The sequence below is a fragment of the Pseudomonas sp. 14P5.3.2 genome (assembly GCF_057799175.1).
The window spans coordinates 1-23,947 of record NZ_JBYOKU010000028.1; the positions used below are offsets into that span (position 1 = coordinate 1).

At 61.7% G+C, this 23,947-nt stretch carries 27 protein-coding genes; 15 read left to right on the plus strand and 12 right to left on the minus strand.

The features are described from left to right. Positions 1-14 precede the first annotated feature (14 nt). Both AC27VU_RS20460 and AC27VU_RS20465 read right to left on the minus strand, forming a co-directional pair. Entirely contained in the window at positions 15-416 is a 402-nt protein-coding gene (locus tag AC27VU_RS20460; RefSeq protein WP_488724790.1) for a hypothetical protein, read from the minus strand. Positions 417-540: 124 nt separating this feature from the next. After that, a complete protein-coding gene (locus AC27VU_RS20465; protein ID WP_201137985.1) occupies positions 541-1,110 on the minus strand; it encodes a chorismate mutase in 570 nt (189 codons plus the stop codon). Positions 1,111-1,236: 126 nt separating this feature from the next. Here AC27VU_RS20465 and AC27VU_RS20470 point away from each other — a divergent pair, with 126 nt between their 5' ends. Together AC27VU_RS20470 and AC27VU_RS20475 are read left to right on the plus strand one after the other, a co-directional pair. Then, positions 1,237-2,595 carry an MATE family efflux transporter gene (locus AC27VU_RS20470; protein WP_262142393.1) on the plus strand — a complete coding sequence of 453 codons (1,359 nt, stop codon included), beginning with the start codon at positions 1,237-1,239 and terminating at the stop codon, positions 2,593-2,595. Between the two features lie 98 nt (positions 2,596-2,693). After that, positions 2,694-3,254, plus strand: a complete 561-nt coding sequence (locus AC27VU_RS20475; RefSeq protein WP_488724791.1) for a YceI family protein — start codon at positions 2,694-2,696, stop codon at positions 3,252-3,254. 15 nt (positions 3,255-3,269) lie between these two features. On the opposite strand, the gene AC27VU_RS20480 is transcribed toward AC27VU_RS20475, so the two are convergent. Continuing rightward, positions 3,270-3,482, minus strand: coding sequence for a YXWGXW repeat-containing protein (locus AC27VU_RS20480; protein WP_003223909.1), 213 nt, complete (start codon positions 3,480-3,482; stop codon positions 3,270-3,272). A 41-nt stretch (positions 3,483-3,523) separates the two neighbouring features. Continuing rightward, positions 3,524-3,847, minus strand: coding sequence for a YXWGXW repeat-containing protein (locus AC27VU_RS20485; protein ID WP_097088058.1), 324 nt, complete (start codon positions 3,845-3,847; stop codon positions 3,524-3,526). 194 nt (positions 3,848-4,041) lie between these two features. Between AC27VU_RS20485 and AC27VU_RS20490 the strand changes: the two genes are divergently transcribed. After that, positions 4,042-4,728 (plus strand): GNAT family N-acetyltransferase, encoded by a 687-nt coding sequence (locus AC27VU_RS20490; protein WP_488724792.1) that lies wholly within the window; start codon positions 4,042-4,044, stop codon positions 4,726-4,728. A gap of 192 nt (positions 4,729-4,920) precedes the next feature. On the opposite strand, the gene AC27VU_RS20495 is transcribed toward AC27VU_RS20490, so the two are convergent. Then, positions 4,921-5,559 (minus strand): TetR/AcrR family transcriptional regulator, encoded by a 639-nt coding sequence (locus tag AC27VU_RS20495; RefSeq protein ID WP_488724793.1) that lies wholly within the window; start codon positions 5,557-5,559, stop codon positions 4,921-4,923. A gap of 86 nt (positions 5,560-5,645) precedes the next feature. Here AC27VU_RS20495 and AC27VU_RS20500 point away from each other — a divergent pair, with 86 nt between their 5' ends. Then, positions 5,646-6,233 carry an NAD(P)H-dependent oxidoreductase gene (locus AC27VU_RS20500; protein WP_488724794.1) on the plus strand — a complete coding sequence of 196 codons (588 nt, stop codon included), beginning with the start codon at positions 5,646-5,648 and terminating at the stop codon, positions 6,231-6,233. A 98-nt stretch (positions 6,234-6,331) separates the two neighbouring features. On the opposite strand, the gene AC27VU_RS20505 is transcribed toward AC27VU_RS20500, so the two are convergent. Then, positions 6,332-7,450, minus strand: a complete 1,119-nt coding sequence (locus tag AC27VU_RS20505) for a DmpA family aminopeptidase (RefSeq protein WP_488724795.1) — start codon at positions 7,448-7,450, stop codon at positions 6,332-6,334. A gap of 173 nt (positions 7,451-7,623) precedes the next feature. Continuing rightward, positions 7,624-8,739 (minus strand): polyamine ABC transporter substrate-binding protein, encoded by a 1,116-nt coding sequence (locus AC27VU_RS20510; RefSeq protein WP_488724796.1) that lies wholly within the window; start codon positions 8,737-8,739, stop codon positions 7,624-7,626. A 111-nt stretch (positions 8,740-8,850) separates the two neighbouring features. Between AC27VU_RS20510 and AC27VU_RS20515 the strand changes: the two genes are divergently transcribed. Further along, positions 8,851-9,630, plus strand: a complete 780-nt coding sequence (locus tag AC27VU_RS20515; RefSeq protein ID WP_488724797.1) for a helix-turn-helix transcriptional regulator — start codon at positions 8,851-8,853, stop codon at positions 9,628-9,630. Positions 9,631-9,757: 127 nt separating this feature from the next. On the opposite strand, the gene AC27VU_RS20520 is transcribed toward AC27VU_RS20515, so the two are convergent. Further along, complete coding sequence (locus tag AC27VU_RS20520; protein ID WP_488724798.1) at positions 9,758-10,699, minus strand: class I SAM-dependent methyltransferase; 942 nt, start codon at positions 10,697-10,699, stop codon at positions 9,758-9,760. 199 nt (positions 10,700-10,898) lie between these two features. Between AC27VU_RS20520 and AC27VU_RS20525 the strand changes: the two genes are divergently transcribed. Together AC27VU_RS20525 and AC27VU_RS20530 are read left to right on the plus strand one after the other, a co-directional pair. Next, on the plus strand, positions 10,899-11,312 hold the full coding sequence (locus AC27VU_RS20525) for a response regulator (protein WP_003223923.1): 414 nt from the start codon (positions 10,899-10,901) through the stop codon (positions 11,310-11,312). Between the two features lie 78 nt (positions 11,313-11,390). Beyond that, positions 11,391-12,059: an HAD-IA family hydrolase gene (locus AC27VU_RS20530; protein ID WP_488724799.1), complete on the plus strand. Its 669-nt coding sequence runs from the start codon at positions 11,391-11,393 to the stop codon at positions 12,057-12,059. 142 nt (positions 12,060-12,201) lie between these two features. Here the strand turns inward: AC27VU_RS20530 and AC27VU_RS20535 are convergent, their stop codons facing one another. Both AC27VU_RS20535 and AC27VU_RS20540 read right to left on the minus strand, forming a co-directional pair. Continuing rightward, positions 12,202-12,861: a methyltransferase family protein gene (locus AC27VU_RS20535; RefSeq protein WP_488724800.1), complete on the minus strand. Its 660-nt coding sequence runs from the start codon at positions 12,859-12,861 to the stop codon at positions 12,202-12,204. 202 nt (positions 12,862-13,063) lie between these two features. Beyond that, positions 13,064-14,026 (minus strand): LysR substrate-binding domain-containing protein, encoded by a 963-nt coding sequence (locus tag AC27VU_RS20540; protein ID WP_488724801.1) that lies wholly within the window; start codon positions 14,024-14,026, stop codon positions 13,064-13,066. 113 nt (positions 14,027-14,139) lie between these two features. Here AC27VU_RS20540 and AC27VU_RS20545 point away from each other — a divergent pair, with 113 nt between their 5' ends. The 3 genes from AC27VU_RS20545 to AC27VU_RS20555 are packed head-to-tail and all read left to right on the plus strand — an operon-like array spanning position 14,140 to position 16,397. After that, positions 14,140-15,162, plus strand: coding sequence for an aldo/keto reductase (locus tag AC27VU_RS20545; RefSeq protein ID WP_488724802.1), 1,023 nt, complete (start codon positions 14,140-14,142; stop codon positions 15,160-15,162). After that, positions 15,159-15,956: an SDR family NAD(P)-dependent oxidoreductase gene (locus AC27VU_RS20550; protein WP_226501639.1), complete on the plus strand. Its 798-nt coding sequence runs from the start codon at positions 15,159-15,161 to the stop codon at positions 15,954-15,956. The genes AC27VU_RS20545 and AC27VU_RS20550 overlap by 4 nt, the downstream gene beginning before the upstream one ends. A gap of 30 nt (positions 15,957-15,986) precedes the next feature. Then, a complete protein-coding gene (locus tag AC27VU_RS20555; protein WP_103520255.1) occupies positions 15,987-16,397 on the plus strand; it encodes an SRPBCC family protein in 411 nt (136 codons plus the stop codon). A gap of 244 nt (positions 16,398-16,641) precedes the next feature. Here AC27VU_RS20555 and AC27VU_RS20560 read toward each other — a convergent pair whose 3' ends face one another. Together AC27VU_RS20560 and AC27VU_RS20565 are read right to left on the minus strand one after the other, a co-directional pair. Beyond that, positions 16,642-18,036: a sensor histidine kinase gene (locus AC27VU_RS20560; RefSeq protein WP_045122392.1), complete on the minus strand. Its 1,395-nt coding sequence runs from the start codon at positions 18,034-18,036 to the stop codon at positions 16,642-16,644. Then, positions 18,014-18,697, minus strand: coding sequence for a response regulator transcription factor (locus tag AC27VU_RS20565; protein ID WP_003223938.1), 684 nt, complete (start codon positions 18,695-18,697; stop codon positions 18,014-18,016). The genes AC27VU_RS20560 and AC27VU_RS20565 overlap by 23 nt, the downstream gene beginning before the upstream one ends. A gap of 306 nt (positions 18,698-19,003) precedes the next feature. Here AC27VU_RS20565 and AC27VU_RS20570 point away from each other — a divergent pair, with 306 nt between their 5' ends. The 5 genes from AC27VU_RS20570 (at position 19,004) to hcnC (ending at position 23,939) form a co-directional block, all read left to right on the plus strand. Continuing rightward, on the plus strand, positions 19,004-19,945 hold the full coding sequence (locus tag AC27VU_RS20570) for a hypothetical protein (RefSeq protein WP_488724803.1): 942 nt from the start codon (positions 19,004-19,006) through the stop codon (positions 19,943-19,945). Between the two features lie 237 nt (positions 19,946-20,182). Then, entirely contained in the window at positions 20,183-20,722 is a 540-nt protein-coding gene (locus AC27VU_RS20575) for a hypothetical protein (RefSeq protein ID WP_103520252.1), read from the plus strand. 244 nt (positions 20,723-20,966) lie between these two features. After that, positions 20,967-21,281, plus strand: a complete 315-nt coding sequence (hcnA, locus tag AC27VU_RS20580) for a cyanide-forming glycine dehydrogenase subunit HcnA (protein ID WP_047602019.1) — start codon at positions 20,967-20,969, stop codon at positions 21,279-21,281. Then, positions 21,278-22,687 carry a cyanide-forming glycine dehydrogenase subunit HcnB gene (hcnB, locus tag AC27VU_RS20585; RefSeq protein ID WP_488724804.1) on the plus strand — a complete coding sequence of 470 codons (1,410 nt, stop codon included), beginning with the start codon at positions 21,278-21,280 and terminating at the stop codon, positions 22,685-22,687. Before hcnA ends, hcnB begins: the two co-directional genes overlap by 4 nt. Next, positions 22,680-23,939: a cyanide-forming glycine dehydrogenase subunit HcnC gene (gene hcnC / locus AC27VU_RS20590; RefSeq protein WP_103520250.1), complete on the plus strand. Its 1,260-nt coding sequence runs from the start codon at positions 22,680-22,682 to the stop codon at positions 23,937-23,939. The genes hcnB and hcnC overlap by 8 nt, the downstream gene beginning before the upstream one ends. The last annotated feature ends 8 nt before the right edge of the window (positions 23,940-23,947 follow it).

The window sequence follows — 23,947 nt, forward strand, 5'->3', positions numbered from 1 at the left end:
CTGGGGGCGTCGATTCAGGCGACGCGGCGCTCGTTCAAACGATCCGCACCACCTTCGGCCACGCGGCGTTCCTGCAGACGATCCGAGCCACCTTCGGCCACACGGCGTTCCAGCAGACGATCCGAGCCACCTTCGGCCACGCGGCGTTCCAGCAGACGATCCGAGCCACCTTCGGCCACGCGGCGTTCCAGCAGACGATCAGAACCACCTTCAGCCACACGGCGTTCCAGCAGACGATCCGAGCCACCTTCGGCCACGCGACGTTCCAGCAAACGATCAGAACCACCTTCAGCCAAACGGCTTTCCATCAACTTGTCCGAGCCGCCTTCAGCGACCAGGGTGTGAGCGGGCGTTGCTGCAAAAGCGTTAACTGCGAGAACCGAGAAAGCGATGCCGAGGATGGTTTGGCGTTTCATGATCGTGTGCTCCGGGGTGTATTGGGTGGGTATGGAGCGGATGTTACGCCGCGGAGTTTTTATGAGAACTTCATTGACGTGATGGTGACTATCGACGCCAGCGATGTGTGCCAGACCCCCTGTTCTAGAGATGTTCCGCGCGAATGCACAGCTCTCCGGTGGCGCGGGTCAGGGCCAGGTCGTGCAGTGCGTCATGGGTCAGACCCTGGCGAGCCTGGGCCAGCAAGGCCGGGCAATTCGGGGCGCGGCGGAACGGCGCGAAGTCGGCGTACTGGCGCAGCAGGCGGGTCTGCAACTCGTCCAGGCGCGGACGAATTTGCCTGGCCAGATCCGGACGCGGAGTGTCCGGCGCCACACCGGCCGTTTGCCATTGTGCGAGCAATCCATACTGCACCAATTTGTTGGCCTCCATTTGCGCCGCAATCAACTGCGCAACGTCTTCGGGGTCGAGCTGGTGTTCGGTCGCCAAGGTGCGGGCATTGGCGATGACCTGAGCTTCGCGCGGGCTGTCCTGAATCGGCTTGCCGCTGTCCCATTTGGTCAGCGCTACCAGATCGCCGATGTTCAGGCGTTCGTTCAATGTCGCCAGCAAGGGGCGCAACGCTTCGGCGGGAGCGGGGGCTTCGGCGGCACCAGCGATGTGGCTGAAAACAACCAGCACGGAACAGGTCAGAGCATTTCGCAGAAGAGGCATGGCAAGGCGCGATCCAATGATAAGAGTGCCGCCATTTAAGCCTTGCGCCGAGGTCATGTCGACTGACTTTAACCCGCGCATCTAGCGTAATATCCATCGCATCTCCCACCCCGAGACGGATCCTCAATGCAAACCCCTGCCACCACCAAACCCCTCTGGCAAACCTACCTGCTGTTCCTCGCGCCGATGGTGCTGTCGAACTTCCTGCAATCGATGTCGGGCACGATCAACAGCATCTACATCGGGCAGATGCTCGGCACTCAGGCGTTGGCGGCGGTGTCGGGGATGTTTCCGATCATCTTTTTCTTCATCGCGCTGGTGATCGGTCTGGGCGCGGGGGCCGGGGTGTTGATCGGTCAGGCGTGGGGCGCACGTGAGGCGCACATGGTGAAGGCGATCGCCGGGGCAACGCTGTTGCTGGGGGTGTTGATCGGCTTGCTCGCGGCGGTGCTGGGCAGTGTGTTTGCGCGGCAGGCGTTGCAGGGGCTGGGGACGCCTGCGGATGTGCTGGATGATGCGGTGGCGTATGCGCACGTGATGATGTGGATTCTGCCGTCGATGCTGGTGTTTGTGCTGTTCACGCAGTTGCTGCGCGGGGTCAGTGACACCGTGTCACCACTGTTGGCGCTGATCGTGTCGACCTCGGTCGGGCTGGCGCTGACCCCGGCGTTGATTCGTGGCTGGTTCGGTTTGCCTCAATTGGGAATCCAGAGCGCCGCCTTCGCCGGTCTGGCGGGTAACCTGTCGGCGATGGCGTGGCTGGCCTGGCGGCTGATTCGCAAGAACCATCCGCTGGCGCCAGACCGCGAGTTCTTCGCGGCACTGCGGCTGGACGGAGCGATTCTGGGCAAGGTGCTGCGCATCGGTCTGCCGACCGGGGTGCAGATGATTGTGCTGTCGCTGTCGGAGCTGGTGATCCTGGCGCTGGTGAATCAGCACGGTTCCCAGGCGACGGCGGCGTATGGCGCGGTCACGCAGATCGTCAACTACGTGCAGTTTCCGGCGCTGTCGATTGCGATCACCGCGTCGATCCTCGGCGCGCAGGCCATCGGTGCCGGGCAACAGCAGCGCATGGGGCCGATTCTGCGCACCGGGCTGCTGATCAACGTGTGCCTGACCGGTGGCTTGATCGTGCTCGGTTACCTGTTGTCGCACTGGCTGCTGGGGTTGTTCCTGACCGAGGATTCGACCCGAGTGATGGCCGAACATTTGCTGCACATCATGCTCTGGAGCCTGCTAGTGTTTGGTTTTCAGGCGATCATCGGCGGGATCATGCGTGCCAGTGGCACGGTGCTGGTGCCGGTGGCCATTGCGATTATCTGTGTGGTTGGCGTGCAGTTACCGGCGGCTTACTGGCTGGATGGGCAGTACGGTTTGCAGGGGGTGTGGATGGCGTTTCCGGTGGCGTATCTGGGCATGCTGGTGTTGCAGACGCTGTATTACAAACTGGTCTGGCAGCATCAGAAGATCGAGCGGCTGGTCTGAGCCCGAACCACACCGGCAGACAAATGACATGGCGCATCCGCGGGTTGTTTGCTTAAGTCAGTCGAGGCCTCGAAGGTTTGGCCTGTCCGGAGAATCCCATGCGTGCCCGATTCACCGCTGTGGCCCTGTTTGCCTGCCTGTGTGCCACGAGCGCAGCGCAGGCCGCTGAGTACAACCGTGTCAACACCACCGCCAGCCAGATCAGTTTCACCTACAACCAGATGGGCTCGCTGATGTACGGCACCTTCGGCAAGTTCGACGCGACACTGCAGTTCGACAGCGACAACCTCGCCGACGCCCACACCACATTGCACATCGACCTCAACAGCATCGACGCCGGCAGCACCGACGCCAACACCGAACTGGTGAAGCCGGCGTGGTTCGATACGCAGCGCTTTCCCGTGGCGGTGTTCGAGTCCAGCCGTTTTACCCGGGTCACGGGCAATCATTATCTGATCGCCGGCCAGCTCACCCTCAAGGGCATCACCCGCGAGGTGCAGGTGCCGGTCGAGTTGAAACCGGACAGTTCGATCGGCATTTTCGACGGTGAACTGGTGCTCAAGCGTGACCAGTTCGGACTCGGGGCGGGGGAGTGGGCGGACACTGTGCTGTCCAACGACATCGCGATCAAGTTCAAGGTGGTGGCGCCACAGCAGTGACGCCACCGCTGGCGATCAATACGCGCGCCAGTGTCCCGGCGCCCAGCGCCACTCACGCCCATCCCAGCGATAGTGACCGGCGACCCAGTGATAACCGGGTGCTGGCATGACCGGCACGACTTCCACCGGCGGCGGTGGCCGATGCGGCCGGACCGGCTCGACGATGCAGCCGGACAAGGAGATCGCGACCAGAGAGGCAACGAGCAGGGTTTTCAGGTTTCGCGACATGGCGGTCTTCCCGGTAGATGAGTTGTTGTTGCCGAGCGGGTTCAACGGGCCCAGTGGCCTTCGACCCAGTACCAGTTAGGCCCGCGCGCCTGCCAGTGGCCTGGTCGCCAGTGCGCGCCGTACCTCACCGGTTGCCAATGACCGGGCATCCAGACGTAGCCGCGTCCTTCCCAGCGCCAATGGCCCTGATCCCAGACATAACCGGGGCGCGGGCCGGGCATCACTTCCATGCGCATCGGCGGCGGTGCCTGCTGAATGTAAACCGGGGGTTGTGCAAACACCGGGGTGCTGGCCAGCGCTGCCAGGGTCAGCGGCACCAGCAACAAGGCTTGCCGCCATTTGAACAGAGAACGCAAAACGTTCATGTGAACTCCTCAAGGCCTGCGTTAAAAAAGTGAACGCAGCTGAAGAATTGGACGCTAAATCGGCGAAAGATCCGAGCCTTGGCAGATGAAATTTTCTTCAGGTCAACCGTCAGCTTGCTTCGGTATTTCCTGCGACGGTGGCAGGCGTCGGGACACGGTATGATGTCGCGGTTTTCCGCCGGAGTTCAGTTGTCATGCCACGCATCACCCACTACAAATCCCCATGCCCCGAAAGCGTCAACAGCCAGATTCTGCAACTGGTGGTCGACAATCTGACCGACATCAGCGCGGTCGGTCTCGGCCCGAGCAATCTGCTGTACAACGTCTATCAGTACGCGGTCGGCTATGAGGTGCATCTGTATCTGGAAGCGTTGAATGGTGACAAGGGCACCGAGGTGGAGTTGCTGGTGGCGACGGCCGAGGATGATCCGGAGCGGGTCACCGGTTTCCTTTTGTACCTGCCGATGCAGGGCGATTGGGAAGCGTGCAGCGTCGCCTACATGGCGGTGCGCGAAGGCTATCGGCGCCAGGGCGTGGCGCGGGCGATGATTGGCGAGATGGTGACGCGTTATCCGCATGCCGAACTGAACTGCAGCGTCGGCAAGGTGCCGTACTTCGAGGCGCAGGGGTTCGAAGTGATCGGCGCTCGGGAAACCCAGGTGCTGATGAGCACCCGGCATTACCGCAGCAATGGCCTGCGCGGTTTCATCGACACCACGCCCATCTACCGCTCGCTGGAAGTGCAGCAGATCCACACCTACCTGCTACAGAAAAACGGCAAGCGCGCCATGCTCGACGCCGAGAAGCAGCGTGACCGGCATCTGGATCAGACCACCCGCCACGTCGAAGAATTTGTCCGCCAGCGCCTGACGCTGCACTGAGTCAGACGCAAAAAACAGACAAAAAAAGAGCCTCGAAGCTCTTTGATGGGGAGAAGTAGAGCCCACGAGGCTCAAGTTGCGCATGAACAAGGAGACGGGCTTGATTGGGGGTTCAGAACACCCGTTCCCTACGCAGGCGCTCAGGAGTGAAGCGCCTGCGTACCCTCATCATGGGAACGTGCCGGCTTTGACTCAAGTACCGCTAGTCGCACGGGCGGCGGCCCGTTCCACCATCGCAATGATGGTGGCGAACAATTCGTCCTTCGCTTGCTCTGCACTGATTTCTGCGCTCGCGGCAGCATTCGACAGGGCTTCGGCGGCACCGAGCATGGCGCGCAAAGCGGCCTGAGTGATTTCGCCGCCAGCAGCAAGCGGTTGTAGCACGCTACGACATTTTTCGAGGAAGATCGCCTCGTAATCGCGTTTGATTTTCTCCAGCTCCGGCGTGCTGCCCAGCGCGGCAATCACCCCCGGAATCTCGTTTCCCTGCAATAACACGCAATCGACGTACGCCGTGGCGATCACTGTCGCGGTGGCGGTCAGTGTCGGCGGACATTGGTCGATGGCAGCGTCCATCACCGCGGTCTGGCGCGTATCAAAGTCCCGGTAAAGCGCCGCAAGCAGGCCCGAGCGCGTGGTGAAGTGGTCGTAGACCACCGGTTTGGTCACGCCAGCCTTTTCCGCCAGATAGCCCAGGGTCAGGGCATCGGTGCCCTCGGCGCGGATGATCTGCCAGGCGACATCGAGCAATTGACGATTGCGATCTTCCCGCGACAAGCGTCGGCGCGGTTGGGCAGGGGAATCGGCTTCGGAGATTTCTGTGGTTGACATCACTTATATACCAAACGTAACTTACTGTTCGTAACTTACCAAGAGTATATAGCCCTTGGTCTGCGCAAACTTACAGGAGAATTCCCATGCATGCATTGATTGTTGTGGCGCATCACGAGCCGCGTTCGCTGACCCACAGCATAGCGACACAAATTGCTGAGGGCCTGACCCGCGCCGATTCGACCAACACCAGTGAAATTGCCGATTTGTACGCGGAAGGTTTCCAGCCGGTTTTCGGCGCGGCGGATTTCGCCGTGCATCACCGTGAGGCGCAGCCGCCAGCCGACGTGCTGGCTGAACAGGCGCGGATTGATCGCGCCGATGCGCTGGTGCTGGTGTTCCCGGTCTACTGGTGGTCGATGCCGGCGCTGCTCAAGGGCTGGATCGATCGGGTGTTCAGTAACGGCTGGGCGTTTGATTTCGCTGGCGACCTCCAGCATGTGAAGAAGCTGCAGCGCCTGCGCGTGCATCTGGTCGGCCTTGCAGGGGCCGATGAACGCGCTTATGAACGTCACGGTTATGGCCCGGCGATGAAGGCGCAGATCGAACACGGGATTTTCGATTACAGCGGGGCGGCGGTGGTGAGTTCGACGCTGATGGTGGAGTCGGAGGTGCGTGATCCGCAGGAGCATCTGCAAACGGCGCGGCACATCGGCGCCCAGATGTTCACCTGAGCCGTACCTCCTGTAGGAGCTGCCGAAGGCTGCGATCTTTTGATCTTGTTTTTAGAAAATCAAAAGATCGCAGCGTGCCGCAGCTCCTACAGGTGTTGTCAGCGGGCGCCTGGCCAGCCGGCTTTGGCGAGGGCGGCGAGCAGCGTTTCCTTATCCAGCCCCGGCACCGCATGGCCATTGCCTTCGGCACTGTCACTGGCGAGCAGAGCATTGATGATCGCTTCTTCGACCGCCTCGGTAGCCGCGAGGAACAGTTCGCTGATGTGGTCGTTGTTGACCATGCGCAAGCCGTCGCAGGTCGGCGCGCCTTTGCCCTCGTAAGCGGCGGGTGGCACCTGCTCGTTGCCGGTGGCAAAGGCAATGAAAATGTCGCCGCTGTGGTCTTCGTTACCGCCGCCGCTGCGCGCCAGACCGAGGCTGGCGCGTTGCGCGAGACGGGTGCATTGATGCGGCAGCAGCGGTGCGTCGGTGGCCAGGCAGACCACGATCGAACCCATGCCCGGATGCGGCAGCGAAGCACGCAGGAACGGCGAATCCACCTGCTCCATGTAGCGGCCCACCGGATAACCGTCGACCCGCAACTCGCTGCGAATACCGTGGTTGGCCTGCACGATCGCGCCCACCGTCCAGCCGCCCTGAGCGCTGCTCAAACGCCGTGACGCGCTGCCGATCCCGCCCTTGAATTCATGGCAGATCATGCCGCTGCCGCCACCGACGGCGCCTTCTTCGACGGCGCCGTCATGCGCCGAATCCAGCGCCTCGGCAACATGCTCGGGCTTGACGTGAAAACCATTGATGTCATTGAGCAAGCCATCGAAGGTCTCCAGCACCACCGGCATGTTCCAGTAAAGGCGTCCGTCGTCCGGTTGCTGCTGGCGATCCAGCGCAATCAACGCATCGCGCACCACGCCGAGGCTGTGGGTGTTGGTGAAGGCGATGGGACTGGTCAGCAGCCCGGCCTCGCGAATCCACTCAAGACCGGTGGCATCACCATTGCCGTTGAGCACATGTACCCCGGCGAAGCACGGCTGCTGGTTGGTCGAGCCGCGACGCGGCTCGATCACGGTAACGCCGGTGCAGATGTCACGCCCGACCGCGCTGCGGCCACGCACGTTGCTGTGGCCGACGCGTACGCCGGGGACGTCGGTGATGGCGTTGAGTGGGCCGGGTTGCAGTTGGCCGATACGGATGTTGAGGTCACGGGCACGGGGTTTCATGGATTGTCTCTCTATAACAAGGCAGAAATGAATGAGCGGGGCTGAACACAAAACCCTGTGGGAGCGTGGCTTGCCCGCGAAGGCGTCCGTCCAGCCAATGCATGTGTCGCCTGACACACCGTCATCGCGGGCAAGCCACGCTCCCACAGGTTTTGTGTTGTTTGCAGATGGGTTTACTGGCCGTTCTTGACCTTGCTCCACACCCGCGTGCGCACGCGCTCGGTGGCTTTGGGCAGCGGTTCCAGGGTGTACAACGTGGCCATCGCCGCCGCGGACGGATACACCGCCGGGTTTTCGCGAGTGGCCTCGGCCACCAGTGGCGTCGCGGCGCGGTTGCCGTTGGGGTACGACAGGTGATCACTGACCGGCGCGATCACTTCCGGGCGCAGCAGGTAGTCGATGAACGCCAGACCCTGAGCGCGGTTCGGCGCGTCCTTGAGCAGCACCAGCGTGTCGAACCACACCGGCGCGCCTTCCTTGGGCAGGCTGTAGGCGATCTTCACGCCGTTGTGCGCTTGCTCGGCGTTGGTCTTGGCTTCGAGCATCGCCCCGGACCAGCCCACCGCCACACAAATGTTGCCGTTGGACAGGTCACTGATGAATTTCGACGAGTTGAAGTAGGCGATATGCGGGCGCAATTTGAGCAGCAGCGCTTCGGCTTTCTGGTAGTCCTCGGGGTTGGTGCTGTTGGGCGGCAGCCCGAGGTAGTGCAGGGCCACCGGAAGCATTTCCGATGGCGAGTCGAGCATCGCCACCCCGCACTGGCCGAGCTTGGCGAGGTTCTCTTCCTTGAACACCAGATCCCACGAATCCAGCGGCGCCTTGTCGCCGAGTGCGGCGCGCACTTTGTCGACGTTGTAGCCGATACCGTTGGTGCCCCACAGATACGGCACGGCGTATTGATTGCCGGGGTCATTGTTGGCCAGTTTGCTCAGCAGATCGCTGTCCAGATTCTTCCAGCCCGGCAATTGATCGCGCGGCAGCGGGGCGAGGGCACCGGCCTTGATCAGCGTCGGCAGGCTGAAGTTGCTCGCCACCACCACGTCGTAACCGCTGCGGCTGGTCAGCAGTTTGCCTTCGAGTACTTCGGCGCTGTCGAAGGTGTCGTAAACCGGCTGAATACCGCTGTCGCGCTTGAAGTCAGCCAGGGTCGTGGGGCCGATGTAGTCGTACCAGTTGTAGACGTGCACGCTCGGCGCGTCGGCAGCATTGGCGGCACAGATGCCGCCGATACAGGCGAGCAGGCCTAGGTTGATGCCCAAGTTGATATAGCCACGACGACAACGCATGATGCGGCACTCCTGGCCTGCGGCAGGCCGGTGATGATCGGGAGTGCTCAGGCTATCGGGCCGGGCACGCCTGACCCATTCCCATCATGGGTTACTCAAAAGGGGTAGTGCGTGGACGCGTTGTTGCAGGAGTTGCCGGTGCATCAAAGTCTGGCGCGGGTGTTTGCCGCCGTCGGCCAGGACGCTTTCTGGCGGGCGCTGGTCGACACGCTGCGGTTGCTGGTGCCGCTGGACAACGCGCTGGTGGCGCTGATGAAGGCGGGTCAGGCACCGCGATTGCTGATTGACTTCGACAGCAAGGGCCGCGCCGACGAGCAGGAAGAACTGGCCAGTTACAGCGCCGGGATGTACCTGCTCGATCCGTTTTACCAAACCGCCTCGACCGGCATCGCCGACGGCTTGCACAGCCTGGCCTCGGTGGCGCCGGACCAGTTTCTGCACAGCGAGTATTACCAGAGCTATTTTCGCTCGGTGGTCGGTGAGGACGAGTTGCAGTTCATGATCAACATCGAGGGCGGCGTGCTTGGCCTGTCACTCGGACGCTCGACGACTTTCGATCTGGCGGAGCAGGGCCGTCTGCTGTGTGTGCGTGACTGGGTGCTGGCGGCGATGCGCCGACACGTGCAGCTGTTGCCGCCGCAAGGGACGGGCGCCGAGCCGGTGGCGGGAGATCTGGCAACGCTGCTCGATCGCTTCGATGCGCGCCTGACCGCCCGTGAAGTCGACACTGCGCGGCTGATTCTGCAGGGCTTCTCCAGCAAGGCCATCGCCCAGCAGATGGGCATATCGCCGGAGACGGTGAAGGTGCATCGGCGCAATCTTTATCACAAGCTCAATGTGAACGGGCATGGCGAGTTGTTTGCACTGGTGCTCCGTCCACACACTTCCTGAACCACCGCAAATCCCCCCTGTAGGAGCGAGCCTGCTCGCGAAAGCATTCTGTCAGTTGATGAAATCCTGGCTGACACACCGCATTCGCGAGCAGGCTCGCTCCCACATGGGTTATCGGGGTGCCAGGTCAATCTGTGCGTTTGAAGACGAGCGCCTTAAGACCGCTCTCAGGATCAATATCCGGAAACTCCGGCGGATTCTCCAGCCGCTGCTCAAAGCGCAGACTCGGTGCTTCCTGGGTCACGCCATCGATCAAAAAGTCCGAACCAAACGACGGATCATTCATGCACGCCAGCACCGTGCCGTGCGCCGTGAGCAATTCCGGCAAACGGCGCAGCACGCGCTGGTAGTCCTTGGTCAGCAGGAAACTGCCTTTCTGGAACGACGGCGGATCGATGATCACCAGATCGTACGGGCCGCTGTTGATTACCTTGCCCCACGACTTGAACAGGTCGTGGCCGAGGAAACTCACCTTGCTCAGGTCATGCCCGTTCAACCGGTGATTGTCGCGACCACGGCTCAGCGCGGCGCGGGACATGTCGAGGTTGACCACATGGCTGGCGCCGCCTTCGATGGCTGCCACGGAAAACCCACAGGTGTAGGCGAACAGGTTCAGTACGCGCTTGCCAGCCGCCTGCTCACGCACCCAGTTGCGCCCGTAGCGCATGTCGAGAAACAGCCCGGCGTTCTGCTTGCGCCCCAGATCAACGCGGTACTGCAAGCCGCCCTCGACGATGCTCATCTCGTCGATTTCATCCCCCAGCAACCATTCGGCGGTGCTTTGCGGCAAATACCGATGTTGCACCAACAGGGTGTGGGCGCCGGACTGGTGCCACTCGGTCGAGGTGCTGAGGTCGAGCAGCAATTGCTTGAGCGCTTCGAGCTGTTCCGGCGCGGGCTCCTTGAACAGCGAGACCAGCACCACGCCTTGCAGCCAGTCCACCGTCACTTGCTCCAGCCCCGGCCAGCAGCGCCCGCGCCCATGGAACAGGCGACGGGTTTCGCTCGGTGCGGCTGCCAGTGCAGGCAGCAGATGGGCGCGGAGGGTGGCGAGGGCTTCAGGGTTCATCAGTCACGGTCGGCAAGCAAAAGGGCCGGCATTTTAACCACAAAAACCGCCTGGCGAACGCCCGTCGCCAACGGCGGATAATGCCTGTTAAGAAAAGACCTGTATCAAAAATGAATTTATGCAGGGCGCGCCGCTCATACCAGATAAGCAGCGGAAACAAGCCGCTAAATCGTTAATGCAATTCAGGGAGTGCCAGTTCATGAGTCCAACACCGACGGCGAGCGCGCACCTTCCTGACGGGTTGATTCTGGTGGTTGAGGATGACCCGTTGATTCTGGAGTTTCTCTGCGAAATTCTTCAGGAGGAAGGTTTCAAGGTCGAGCCGCAAACCAGCGCGGATGCAGCCAAGCTGTATCTGGAAAAGCACGCGCCCGAAGTGGCGCTGCTGCTCACCGATATCACCATGCCCGGTGAAATCAATGGGGCGGGGCTGGCCAATCTGGTCGGCGAGCGCTGGCCGGACAAACCGGTGATGGTCATGTCCGGTTATGAAACCCCCGAGACTTCCGGGGTCAAGCATCCGGTGGCGTTCATCAAAAAGCCTTGGGCCATCGGCCAGTTGCTCGACTGCGTCGACAGCGCGTTCAAGTCCAAGGCGCCGCGTCTGCATTGAAGCGGCGGGTCGAATCGCCGGGCAAAAATGCTACATTGCCCGGCCAATCCGCCCAGTCTTGTCAAAGGATGCGATCTTTTGTCTGCTCACGATAACGTCTTCGATCGCGCGTTCGGCGCGTTCCTGTTCGACATGGACGGCACCGTCCTCAATTCCATCGCTGCTGCCGAGCGAGTCTGGGCGGCGTGGGCTGAGCGCCACGGAGTTGATGTCGAGACTTTCCTGCCGACCATTCACGGTGCCCGCGCCATCGATACCGTCCGCCGGCTGAACCTGCCGGGTGTGGACGCCGAGGCGCAAGCCGCGTTCATCGCCCAGGCAGAAATCGATGATGTCGATGGCATTGTGCCGATTCCCGGAGCAGTGGCGTTTCTCGATGCCTTGCCAAGGGAGCGCTGGGCGATGGTGACCTCGGCACCCCGGGATCTGGCCTTGCGGCGAATGGCGGCGGCGGGGATTCCCCAGCCTGCGGTGATGATCACGGCTGAGGATGTGACGGCCGGCAAGCCGGATCCGGCCGGTTATCGTCTGGCAGCGAAACGCCTCGGGCTTGAGCCCGCTGATTGCCTGGTTTTCGAAGACGCCACCGTCGGTATTCAGGCCGCTGAAGCGGCCGGGGCGGCACTGATGATCGTCACCACGACGCACCAGCATCCTCTCGAAACCCGCCACGCGACCCTCGCCAGTTATGAGGTGCTGAGCGTCGCTGTCGACAGTGACGGCCAACTACACCTGCAAATAACCTGACACAACACAGACCCCTGTGGGAGCGGGCTTACTCGCGAAAGCGCTCGGTCAGTTGCAAGTGATGTCGACTGATCCTGCGCCTTCGCGAGCAAGCCCGCTCCCACACTGGATCGATGTCGCAGCCAGCCTGTTGGCGATAGCGTCAGTAAACCCCCGGCAACAACCGCCAGCTACGCGCGCAGTAAGCCTCATACTCAGCGCCAAACTGCCCGCGCAGCAGCGCCTCTTCCGAGTGGATGCGCGCGATCAGCGGGATCAACGTCAGCACCGCCAGAATCAACCCGACGCTGGAGCGAAACGCCAGCGCCCAACCCACGGCGTTGACCACCAGACCCAGATAGCTTGGATTGCGCAGGCGCGTGTAAATGCCGTCAGTGACCAACCGATGCCCCGGCTGAATCGCCACCAACCCGCTGAACCGCCGCCCCAGCACAAACACCGGCCACAGCCGCAGCGCACCACCGACGATAAACAGTAACGCGCCGAGCCAGCGCACGCCTTCAGCGCCGAAGGTCCAGAAGTCGATGCGGTCGCAGTACGCCGGGAGAAATCCGCTGACCAGCCCAATCACCCCGAACGCTGGAATCACCCAACGATTGGCCCGATCCTCGCGCTCGCCAGAACTCATGTTCACATCGGTAAACAGTGACGCCACCACCATCAGCACCGTGGCCAGCGCCACCAGCACCAGCGCCCCATGCGCAAAGAACACCGCCGGCCCGCCGATGCCCCACACCGCAAGGCCCAGGTAGGCGAGGGTGGCGAGCACCGCAACCACGGTCATTTGCGCAGACATTTTCATGGTCATCTCTTGAAAAGCGGCTGATCCTTTCAGTGTAGGACGCCGCTGAACCCGTGAAGGCGTCGGGTCAGTCACCATTGATGCCGGATGTCCCGGCCCCTTCGTGAGCAAGCCCACTCCCACCCTCGATCCGGGCCAGCCCGAGAACCTCCATCCACCGACAATCCCCAGTGGGAGCGGGCTTGCTCGCGAATGCGGACTGTCAGCCGGCAGTGATGCTGGATCTGCCAACGCTATCGCCCGCAGGCTGGCTGCCAAGGGGGAGTGTGTGATGGTCGTAGGGGACTGGGTCGGTCAGGACCTTGCGAAAGGTCTCCACCAATGGTCGCAGGTTGATCCGGTGCCACGCCGCCCACAGCGGTGTGGTAAATGCCAGCCATGGCACTTCCCGCAGTATTACGCCGGGCGGGGCGTTGTGGCTCAGGCCTTTCTGGATCATCGCGATCCCCAGCCCGGACGCCACCAGTCCCAGCGCGGTGAACGGCTCGGTAGCCTGCATGCGCACATCCGGAGTGAACCCGGCGCGGATGCAGGCACTCACAAACTCATTGTTCGCGCCCTGACGCGATTGCACGCCGATCCATTCCTGATCGGCCAGGTCTTCCGGGCGCAGCGCGGTGTGTCGGGCTAGCGGGTGCTGTTCCGGCAAAGCCAGCAGCATCGGGTCGTCGAGCACCTGAAAACCCAGCAGATCCGGATCGTCGTCACTCGGCGGCTCGCTCACCAAGGCGATATCGAGGCTCCGCTGACGCAGGCCTTCAAGTTGTTCGGTGGAACTCAGGTTGTACAGCGCGACATGCACATTCGGCCGATCGACCCGCAACACCCGCAGGGCATTGGGCAGCACCCCGGCGTGCATGGCGTTCTCGCTATAGCCGATGCACAACCCGCCTTCTTCGCCCCGGCCCAGGCGTTTGCCAAGGGACTCCAGGCGACTGGCGTGGGTCAGCAGGGCGCGGGTCTCGGCGAGAAAGGTCTGGCCATCGCGGGTCAGACGGATGCGCTGCTGGCTGCGCTCGAACAGAGTCAGGCCCAGGCGTTCTTCGAGCTGGGCAATCTGCCGGCTCAGCGGCGACTGGGAAATATGCAGCCGTTCGGCAGCGCGGCCGACGTGTTCTTCTTCGGCGACGGCAACGAAGTAGCGCAACTGGCGGATGTCGATCATGTCAGACCTATAGGGACTCAAGTGCTGCGCATTATGTCTTGGACGGTCTCGGTGTCGCAATCTACGATCTGCTCAACGGTCACACCGACCCAGACACCTGTGAGGACAATTCAATGAGCTTGAAAGACAAACTGCCCGGCCAGCTCGGCTTCGGCACCGCACCGCTGGGCAACATGTTCCGCGCCATCCCGGAAGACGAAGCGCAAGCCACCGTGCATGCCGCGTGGGATGCCGGCGTGCGCTACTTCGACACCGCGCCGTTCTACGGCTCGGGCCTGTCGGAAATCCGCCTGGGTGAGGCGCTTAAACAGTACCAGCGCGATGACTATGTGCTCAGCACCAAGGTCGGCCGAGTGATTCTCGATGAAGTGGAAGATGCAGCCGCTCGCGATCTGGGCGAAAAAAGCGGCGTGTTCGAACACGGTCGCCCGAACAGGATCGTCAACGACTACAGCGCTGACGCCACGCTGCGCTCGATCGAAGACAGCCTCAAGCGCCTGCAGACTGATCGCCTCGACATCGTCTGGGTCCATGACATCGCCCAGGACTTCTATGGCGATCAATGGCTGGAATACTTCAATCAGGCTCGCACCGGCGCGTTCAAAGTGCTGACCCGACTGCGCGAAGAAGGCGTGATCAAGGGCTGGGGCCTGGGTGTGAACAAGGTCGAGCCGTGCGAACTGACGCTCGACCTGACGGAAGCGCAACCCGATGGCTTCCTGCTTGCCGGGCGCTACACCTTGCTCGATCACGAACGTGCGCTACAACGTCTGATGGATTCGGCACGGGCGCAGAACGTCGAGATCGTGGTCGGCGGCCCTTACAGCTCGGGGATCCTGGCCGGCGGCGCGCACTTCGAATACCAGAAGGCCAGCCCGCAGGTCATCGCCAAAGTCGAGCAGATCAAACGTATCGCCGCTACTTTTAACGTCGATGTAAAAGCGGCAGCCCTGCAATTCTCGCTGGCCAATCCCGCCGTTGCTGCGGTGATTCCGGGTGCGAGCAAACCGGGGCGCATTGCTGAAGATGCCGCGGCATTGTCGGCGCTGATTCCCGCCGGTTTCTGGCAGGCCATGCGTGACGCAAAACTGGTGTCCGAACGTGCACCGTTGCCAATCGATGAGGTGAAAGCATGAAAATAGATCTGAGTGGAAAACTGGCCATCGTCAGCGGCAGCACGGGTGGTATTGGTCTGGGCATCAGTCAGTCGCTGGCCGAAGCCGGCGCCACGGTGGTGGTGATCGGGCGCGAAACGGCCAAGGTCGATCAGGCGCTGGCGAGCATTCGGCAGAAGGTACCGGGTGCGCAACTGCGCGGTCTGACGGCCGATCTGGGCACTGCCGAAGGCGCGGAAAAATTGTTCGCTGCCGAACCCCGTGCGGACATCCTGGTGAACAACCTGGGGATTTTCGACGCGGTGGATTTCTTCGACACGCCGGACAGCGAGTGGACGCGCTTCTACGAGGTCAACGTGATTTCCGGCGTGCGCCTGTCGCGCCATTACGTGCCGGCAATGGTCGAGCAGGGCTGGGGCCGGGTGATCTTCCTGTCTTCGGAATCCGGCGTGGCGACTCCGGCCGACATGCTCAACTATGGCGTAACCAAAAGCGCCAATCTCGCGGTGTCCCATGGCCTGGCCAAACGTCTGGCTGGCACTGGCGTGACGGTCAATGCGATCCTGCCGGGGCCGACCTTCACTGATGGCCTGGAAAACATGCTCAAGGACGCCGCTGCCGAGTCCGGTCGCAGCCTGCGCGATGAGGCCGACGCCTTTGTGCGCAAGGCGCGTCCGACCTCGATCATCCAGCGCGTGGCCGATGTCGCAGAAGTCGCGCATCTGGTCACTTACATCGCTTCGCCGCTGTCCTCGGCCACCACGGGCGCGGCCCTGCGGGTCGATGGCGGCGTCGTCGACAGCATGGCGATCTGAACCCGAACTCATCTGGAGAAACCTTTATTTATGGCAACTGCATCAGCAACGATCGACATCCCGGCCTCGGCCGATCAGGTCTGGCAATTGATTGGCGGCTTCAACACGCTGCCAGACTGGCTGCCGTTCATTCCCAAGAGTGAGCTGAGTGAAGGCGGACGTGTGCGCACCCTGCAAACCGCTGATGGCGGCGTGGTGATCGAGCGCCTGCAAGCGTTCGATAACGGCGCAAAGACCTACAGCTATTCGATCGAACAGGCGCCGTTTCCGGCGACTGATTACCTGGCGACGATCAAGGTCGAAGCCCAGGGGCAGGGCGCCCGGGTGACGTGGTCGGGACGCTTCAACGCCAAGGGCGTGAGCGAGGAAGAAGTGGTGGCGCTGTTCAACGGCATTTATCAGGGAGGCCTTGAGGCGCTGCGGGCCAATTATCCGGCCTGATCTGACAAAGATCTGAATGTGGGAGCGGGCTTGCTCGCGAATGCGCAGGGTCATCCAATAAAGATGTCGACTGACCCGACGCCTTCGCGAGCAAGCCCGCTCCCACAGTGGGTCACATTGTTTGCAGGACCACGGATTGTAGGAGTGAGCCTGCTCGCGATAGCGGTGAGTCATACAACAAATATGTTGGCTGATTCACCGGCATCGCGAGCAGGCTCACTCCTACATTGCATCGCGGTGATTCTCAGGACTGCGAGATCAAACTCTGTCGACAATCCAGCACCAGCTTCGCGCCCCCCAGCTCACTGCTGCCGACCTCAAGACTGAAGCCATGCAGGCTGACAATCGCCGCCACAATCGACAAACCAAGGCCAAAACCACTCTGCGGTTGCCCACCCTCGGCCCGATAGAAACGCTGAAATACCGCCTCACGCTCGGCCTCGGGGATCCCCGGTCCGGAATCGTGGACCTCGATTCGCGTATGCCCGCCATCATTCACGCCACGCAAAATCACCGTGCCGCCCGCCGGGGTGAACTTGATCGAGTTGCTCAGCAGATTCGCCAGCGCCTCGAACATCAACGCCCGGTCGCCATTCAACGGCGGCAGAGTTTCCGGCATGTTCAGTACGAACAGCAGTTCGCCTTCCTCGGCCAGTGGCAGGTAGAACTCATGCAGTTCTTCGAGCAGTTGCACCGGATCGAGCTCGACAAATCCTGAGCGCCGTTGACGGTCTTCCAGCTCGGAAATCCGCAGCAATCCGCGAAACCGCGCCATCAGCGTATCCGCCTCGGCCAGCACCAGATCCAGTTGCGCCGCCTCCTGAGAACCTTCACCGGCCTGTTGCTGCATCCGATACAACTGCGCGCGCAAACGCGTCAGCGGGGTGCGCAAGTCGTGGGCGATGTTGTCGCACACGCCTTTGACTTCATGCATCAGCCGCTCGATGCGATCGAGCATGGCGTTGACGATGGCGGCGAGCATGTCCAGTTCGTCGCGGCGATTGGACAGCGGCAAGCGGTGAGTCAGGTCGCCGGCCACAATCGCCTGGGCGCTGTCCTGAATCGCCCGAATCCGCCGCATCGGACGACGGCGCAGCAGATGCCAACCGGCAATCCCCGGCAGGATCGTCAGCGAAACACCCCAGAACAACGCGTGCAGAATGATCCGCGTCACGGCGAACAACGAACCGTTATCGCGCAACAACACCAGCCAGCGACCGTCGCGGGTCTGGGTTGCCACCGCGTCGCAGCTGTCAGCGGGCAGGGTCGGGTCGTCGGAATCGGCGCAGTCATCCAGGGTGTGGATCTTGCCATCCAGCGGCAGGCCTTCGGGCAACTGTTGCAAGGCACCGCCGAGGTACACGCCCTGGGCGTCGAACAGGCCGTAGGCGTCGATGCCGCGGATGTCGAAGGTCATGCTCGCGGCGAGCGCTTCTTCCAGTTGCTCACCGCGAAAGTGCGAAAACAGATGCTGACGTTGCATCAGCGAATGCTTGGCGAGGTTGTCGAGGTAGCCGGAAACCTCGAAATACATGACCCCCATGAGGATCGCGCTCCATGCCACGAACAGCGAACTGTACAGCGCCAGCAAGCGGCTGCTGGAGGAGCGCCAGCCGTCAGACGGGTTCGGCAATGACATAACCCGAGCCCCGTACCGTGCGAATCAGCGGGACATTGCCGGCCGCGTCGATCTTCTTGCGCAGACGACCGATGTGTACGTCGATCAGATTGGTGCCCGGGTCGAAGTGGTAACCCCAGACTTCTTCGAAAATCATCATTCGCGACAGGATCTGGCCGCTGTTGCGCATGAGGAATTCCAGCAGCTTGTACTCGGTCGGCAGCAGCGTCAGCACCTGCTCGGCGCGGCGCGCTTCGTGGCTGATCAAGTCCAGTTCGAGGTCGGCGACCTGCAATGTGGTGGCCTGAGTGGCGACGCTGTTCTGGCGGCGCAGCAGCACCTCTACGCGCGCGGCCATCTCGTCGGTGGCGAACGGTTTGGTCAGGTAGTCATCGCCGCCAGCGCGCAAGCCGCGCACACGTTCATCGACATCGGAGAGCGCGCTGATCATCAGAATCGGCGTGGCCACGCCCATGGTCCGCAGCGTGGTAACGATGGCCAGGCCATCGAGTTCCGGCAGCATGCGGTCGAGGGTGATCAGGTCGTAGTTGCCGCTGACGGCACGGTCCAGGCCTTCGCGGCCATTGTCGACCCAATCCACTTCCAGGCCGTGGCTGCTGAGTTCGGCAACGATTTCACGGGCAGTCACGGCGTCGTCTTCGATGGTCAAAATACGAGTCATAGAGCAGGCCTTGATCGGTTCAAACGGAATGGCAGCATTTTGCCAAGTATTTTCCGGCGCGCTTTAAATTAACTTTCATGTATAGCCTGTCACAAACGCAAATCCGGACGTCTGCGCGATTTGGCAGCAATGCAGAAAACCCGCCGAATTGCGTGGTTTGTTGCAAATTGCATGGTCTTAGGAAGTTCATTCTTTTTAACTGATTGAAATCTAACGATTTATTTAAAGTTGGCAAATGGCACGGTCGCTGCAATTCCTCCGATGACGAGTTGTAACACCATTTTTCATGCCTGGAGCACTACAACAATGAATAGATCCTCTGATGGGTTTTATCCTGCCTTCGAAGGAGAGTCGAGCAACGTGTCAGGCGTGTCCTGGGGCGCGATTTTCGCGGGCGCAGCGGCGGCCGCAGCACTGTCGATGATTTTGGTGCTGCTTGGTTTCGGTTTGGGATTCTCTGCCGTTTCACCTTGGGCCGGAGAGGGCGTCAGCGCCAAGAGCCTGGGGATTTCCACGATTGTCTGGCTGGCGGCGACGCAAATCATTGCCTCGGGTCTCGGTGGTTACATCGCCGGTCGCCTGCGCGTGAAGTGGGCCAACATGCACGGTGATGAAGTGTATTTCCGTGATACCGCCCATGGCTTCCTCTCCTGGTGTGTTGCCACATTGGTTACTGCAGTGCTGGTGATCGGCTCGGTCAGCAGTGTGATCAGCGGTGGCGTTCAGGCCGGTGCCAGTGTCGCCGGTGGCGCAGCAAGCGCGATGACTCAGGCTGCCGGTACCGCAGCGGCCAACACCGACAGCAATCAGTACGGGTATTTCATCGACAGCCTGTTCCGCGATGATCGTCCGGCGTCCGTCAGCGATGACGCCGCCCATGGCGCTGTGGCCCGGATCTTCGCTCAGAGCCTGGCCAATGGTCAGCTCAGCCCTGAAGACCGTACCTACCTCGCACAACTGGTTGCGCAACGGACCAACCTGAGTCAGGCCGACGCCGAGAAACGTGTCGATGACGTGTATGCCCGTACTCAGAAAGCCATCGCCGATGCCAAGGTCAAGGCTCAGCAAGCTGCCGATACCGCCGCCAAAGTCGCTGCCTGGACTTCGCTGTGGACATTCATCGCGCTGTTGGCCGGTGCGTTCTTCGCCAGCCTCGCCGCCACTTACGGCGGTCGTCGTCGGGATGCGGTGGAGTACGTCGAAGTCGAGACCTACACCGCCACCACCACACTGCCTCCAGTTCGTTAAACAAGGAGAATCACCATGCGCTCTCTACTACTGTTTTTCCTCGGTGTGCCGATCCCGATCATTATCCTGATCGCCCTGTTCGTACACTGATCCAGATGCTCTATTGAGGTTCATGCCTCGGCCGCTTTCACTTCACGGTGAAAGCGGCTTTTTGCTTTCCGGGGTTCAACAAGGCGAGAATTGGCGGCTGGAGCGCAACGCTCCGTCCCGGGATCTCTCTACTTAAGGAAAAGCACGTTGGACAAGAAGGAAATCAAACGTCAGGCAATGCAGATGCTGGAGGCAGGGCGCTCGAAAACCGAGACCTTCAAGGCGTTGTCTGGTGGTGTGGTCAAGGACAAGGTGCTGGCCTACTGGATCGGCTCACGCCCGGATCCGCAATTGCTCGAGCGGCATGCCGGCAAAATCAAAATACTGCTCGGGCTGATCTACGCGCAGGCATTGTTCGGGCTGGTGGGCGGTTATTTTCTGGGACTGACGATCAGCGCCGGTTTTGCAATCGTCCTCGGATTGCTCGCCGGGGGGATTTCGCTATTGTTCGCCTGGGGTTTTTATCGCAACTCGGCGCAGACCTACACCGTGTACACGTTGCTGTCGATCAGCCAGGTGCCACAGATGTTCAAGGATTACGCCGAAGACCCGGTGTCGGTGATCATCGGCGTGGTGACGACGCTGGCCATGGTGTTTTTCGTGGCCTGGGTGAAAAACCTGCTGTTTCCCGACCTCGGTTTCATGGGGTCGAAGAAGATCAAGGGCCAGTTTGTCTTCTCCAACTGAATCGTTGAACAATCCGACCACTTTCACTGGCCTGGATCAATATTTGCGCCGGCAACTTCGCCTAACGTAAATGATCCAGGCCTTTGCTGAGGTATGAACTACAGTGCTTCACGCGCACTTTGCTGCGCTGACGAAGTACCCGCGAGCCCGCCCCGAACCAACAATTAAACGGGCCGCACGGTGTAGAGCAGCAAGGAGCTGACGTAACACTTACCCCTGAACCTTTTCACGGATGAACATCGTAATGCACTGCCTAGAACGCACCTTCGATATCCAGCCCCTGACCCAGGCGGATATGACCGTCCACATCAACGGCCAACCGGTTACCGCGGCCATCGGCGAAACCGTCCTCAGCGTCATTCAGTCCCTCGGCGTGCGTCAGGTCGCACGCAACGATCACAACCAGATCAGCGGCGCCTACTGCGGCATGGGCGTGTGCCAGTGCTGCCTGGTGAAAATCAACGGTCGCCACAAGCGCCGCGCCTGTCAGACCGTGGTGCGCGACGGCATGCAGATTGAAACCCAGGTCAACCGCATCAACGAGCAGGAGGTCGTATGAGCCTGCAACCGGTGATCGTCGGCGGTGGTCCGGCGGGGATGGCGGCGGCCATTGAACTGGCTCGCCACGGTGTGCGCTGCACCTTGCTCGAAGAAGCCTCGCGCCTTGGCGGCGTGGTCTATCGCGGGCCGCTGCGTGACGGCGTGCAACTGGATTATCTGGGGCCGCGCTATTCCGAAGCACTGAACAAACTGCACGGTGATTTCCAGGAGCAATCCGGGCTGATCGATGTGCGCCTCAATCACCGCGTGGTCGGCGCCGAAGGCACCCGTGCGCTGGTGGTGCTCGACGGCGATGAGCAACTGCACGAGATCGCGTACCCGCAATTGCTCCTGGCTGCCGGTTGCCACGAGCGCAGCGTGCCGTTCCCCGGCTGGACCCTGCCGGGGGTGATCATGCTCGGCGGCCTGCAGCTGCAAATCAAAAGTGGCGTGGTCAAGCCGCAAGGGCCGGTGATCATCGCCGGTACCGGGCCGCTGCTGCCGCTGGTGGCGACGCAGTTGCACGCGTCCGGGGTCAAGGTCGCGGGCGTGTATGAAGCCTGCGCCTTCGGCAAGATCGCCCGCGAAAGCCTGGCGCTGCTGAACAAACCGCAACTGTTTCTCGACGGCCTGAGCATGCTCGCGTATCTGAAACTGCACGGTATCCCGATGAACTACGGCTGGGGCGTGGTCGAAGCGCACGGCGAAGGCGAGCTGAAGAGTGTCACTGTCGCGCCGTATTCGGCCAGTTGGGAACCTGATCTGACTCAGATCGAGCGCTTCGAAGCCCAGACCCTGGCGGTCGGTTACGGCTTCATCCCGCGCACGCAACTCAGTCAGCAGATGGGCCTCGATCACGGTTTCAGCGACGACGGCTACCTGCGCGCCAACTCGAACAACTGGCAGCAAAGCAACGAGCCGCACGTGCACCTCGCCGGCGACATGGGCGGGATTCGTGGCGGTGAAGCGGCGATGCTCGCCGGCAAGATCGCGGCGACCTCGATCCTGCTGCAACGCGGGGTGATCGAAAAAGAACTGGCGCGGGTACGCCGCGACCGTTATCTGGGCAAACTCAAATCCATCGTGCGCTTCCGTGCAGCCATCGACCGCTACACCGAACGCGGCGTCGGCCAGACCGCTTTGCCGGCCGCCGATACGGTGATCTGTCGCTGTGAACACGCGACCCGCGCCGACATCGATCTGGCGCTGGAGCAGGGCGTGCAGGACATCGCCAGCCTGAAAATGCGCACTCGCGTCAGCATGGGCGATTGTCAGGGACGGATGTGCGTCGGCTACTGCAGCGACCGCCTGCGCCAGGCCACCGGGCGCAAGGACGTCGGCTGGCTGCGCCCGCGCTTCCCGATCGATCCGATTCCTTTTTCCGCGTTCCAGTCCGTCGGCACGGAGGCCACTTCCCATGAGTAAGTTCTACGACGTGATCATTGCCGGCGGCGGCGTGATCGGGGCGTCCTGCGCCTATCAATTGTCCAAGCGCGAAGGTCTCAAGGTCGCGCTGATCGACGCCAAGCGCCCGGGTAACGCGACCCGCGCTTCGGCCGGTGGCTTGTGGGCCATCGGCGAGTCAGTGGGGCTGGGCTGCGGGGTGATTTTCTTCCGCATGATGTCGGCCAACCGCAAACGCGAAACCCAGGGCGCGGCGGTGGCGGTGGACGCCAGCACCCCGCACATCCTGCCGGAGTCGTTCTTCGATTTCGCCTTGCAGTCCAACGCGCTGTACCCGGCGTTGCACCGCGAGCTGAAAGACAAACACGGGATGGATTTCAAGTTCGAAAAGACCGGGCTGAAATTCGTCATTTATGACGACGAAGACCGGCTCTACGCCGAGCACATCGTCAGTTGCATTCCGCATCTGGCCGATCAGGTGCGCTGGCTCGACCAAGCGGCGCTGCGCGAAGCCGAACCGAGTGTCAGCCACGAGGCCCGGGGTGCGCTGGAGTTTCTCTGCGATCACCAGGTCAGCCCGTTCCGTCTCGCCGATGCCTACATGGAAGGCGCGCGGCAGAATGGCGTCGACATTTACGTCAACACCAACGTCACCGGAGTGTTGCACCACGGCACCCGCGTGACTGGCGTGCAGACGGCCGAGGAGGGCGTCTTTCACTGCAAGACCCTGATCAACGCCGCTGGTGCCTGGGCGGCGGATTTGAGCGAGTGGGCCACCGGTGTGCGGATTCCGGTGAAACCGGTCAAGGGCCAGATCCTGCTGACCGAGCGCATGCCGAAAATCCTCAACGGCTGCCTGACCACCAGCGACTGCTACGTGGCGCAAAAGGACAACGGCGAGATCCTGATCGGCAGCACCACCGAAGACAAAGGTTTCGACGTCACCACCACCTATCCGGAAATCGCCGGGCTGGTGCAGGGCGCGGTGCGTTGCTTGCCGGAACTCAAGGACGTCAATCTCAAGCGCACCTGGGCCGGGTTGCGTCCGGGTTCGCCGGATGAACTGCCGATCCTCGGGCCGATGCGTGGGGTGGAGGGTTACCTGAATGCCTGCGGACACTTCCGCACCGGCATCCTGACTTCGGCGATTACCGGGGTGCTGCTGGACAAACTGGTCAACCACGAAGCGCTGCCGCTGGATATCACACCGTTCCTGGCGGACCGGTTTGAGACTGCACCGGTCAAGCAAGAGCGTGAATTAGAGCTGGCCTGATCCCAGTG